This window comes from Bradyrhizobium sp. P2_E8 (genome assembly GCF_056403875.1).
Window position 1 is genome coordinate 1 of record NZ_JBFUES010001380.1, and the last position, 1511, is coordinate 1511.

A 1511-nucleotide genomic window follows, 5' to 3' on the forward strand; every position below is an offset into this window, starting at 1 on the left:
ATGAAGAGCAGCACGAACAGCGAGATGCCAAGGCCCTGCAATTGCCCATAGGCCGGATTGGGAAAGCTGCCGGCGACGCCGTCGACCACCTTCGTCAGCGTCGGCAGGCCGCCGCCGGCCCAGTTGATGCCGACCCGCATCAAGGAGATGCCGATGACGAGAATGATGCTGCCGGTGACGACGGGCGGAAACAGCGGCAGCAGCCGGCTGACGAAGGGCGCGGCGACGATGCCGAAGATGCCGGCCGCGATGACGGAGCCGTAGATGCCGAGCAGGCCGATATCGGGCGCGGCGGCCATCGAGAGCATCGGTCCGACCGAGGCGAACGTCACCCCCATCATCACCGGCAGGCGGGTGCCGACGCCGGGAAAGCCGAGGCATTGCACCAGCGTCGCGATCCCGCAGGCGAACAGGTCGGCGCTGATCAGGAAGGCAACGTCCTCCGGCGGCAGCTTCAGCGCGCGTCCGATGATCAGCGGCACCGCGACCGCGCCGGCATACATCACCAGCACGTGCTGGAGCCCGAGCGCGAGCAGGCGCGGGACCGGCAGGACCTCGTCGACGGGATGGACCTCGCTGCTCATGAATGAATCCCCCGAAACAGCCTAACCAAATTTGTCGTGCAGCGCCGGAAACAGCCGGTCCGGCTTGAAAGGCGGCGCCGTGAAGCGGATGCCGGTGGCGTCTGCAATCGCATTGCCGAGCGCGGCGGCGACCGGGTTGTACGGACTCTCGCTCATCGACTTCGCGCCCAGCGGGCCGACCGTGTCGGATGTCTCGGCGAAGAGGACCTCGGTGCGCGGCACGTCGGCGAAAGAAGGCAGGTGGTAGTCGCGGAACTTCGGGTTGGTGACGCGGCCGGTCGCATCGATCACCATCTCCTCGTAGAGCGCAGCGCCAAGCGCCTGCGCGACGCCGCCCTCGACCTGGCCGCGGCACTGCATCGGGTTGGCGACGATGCCGGCATCCGCCGCCTGCACGCTTCTGAGAATCTTGAGCTCGCCGGTGCCCTTGTTCACCGCCACGCGAAAGCCCTGCACGTTGAAGCCGACCGAGCGCGGCGTGCCGCCGGAATTGCCGCTGGCTGCGAGCGGTTGACCACGCTCGCGTGCAAGCGTCGCCAGTTCAGCAAAGGACATCCGTCGTACSCCGCTGACGACGGTCTCGCCCTCGAGCGTGCAGCTTTCGACGTCGCAGAGCCAGGCGCCTGCGGCCGCGGCCCTCAGCTCGGTCGCAAGCTGCATGGCGGCTGCATGCGTCGCCTTGCCGGCGACGAAAGTGCCCGCGCTGCCATAGGCGCCGGTGTCGTGGCCGCCATGGGCGGTGTCGGACTGGCGCAGGCGAATCCTGTCGACGGTGGTCGCAAGCATCGTCGCCGCGATCTGGCGGTGGACCGTGCTGGTGCCGTTGCCGAACTCTGCCGTGCCGACGGTGAGGTCGAAGCCGCCGTCGTCGTTGAGCGCGATCATGGCGTCCGCGATGTGGCCGGCCGGCGGCACCGTGTCGATCAT

General features: G+C 68.3%; 2 protein-coding genes. Both read right to left on the reverse strand.

Going from position 1 to position 1511, the window contains the following annotated elements:
• Positions 1-584: solute carrier family 23 protein (locus AC1D00_RS40645; RefSeq protein WP_477014581.1), on the reverse strand; the 584-nt coding region annotated here is incomplete at its 3' end.
• Between the two features lie 21 nt (positions 585-605).
• Positions 606-1511: xanthine dehydrogenase family protein molybdopterin-binding subunit (locus AC1D00_RS40650; RefSeq protein ID WP_477014582.1), on the reverse strand; the 906-nt coding region annotated here is incomplete at its 5' end.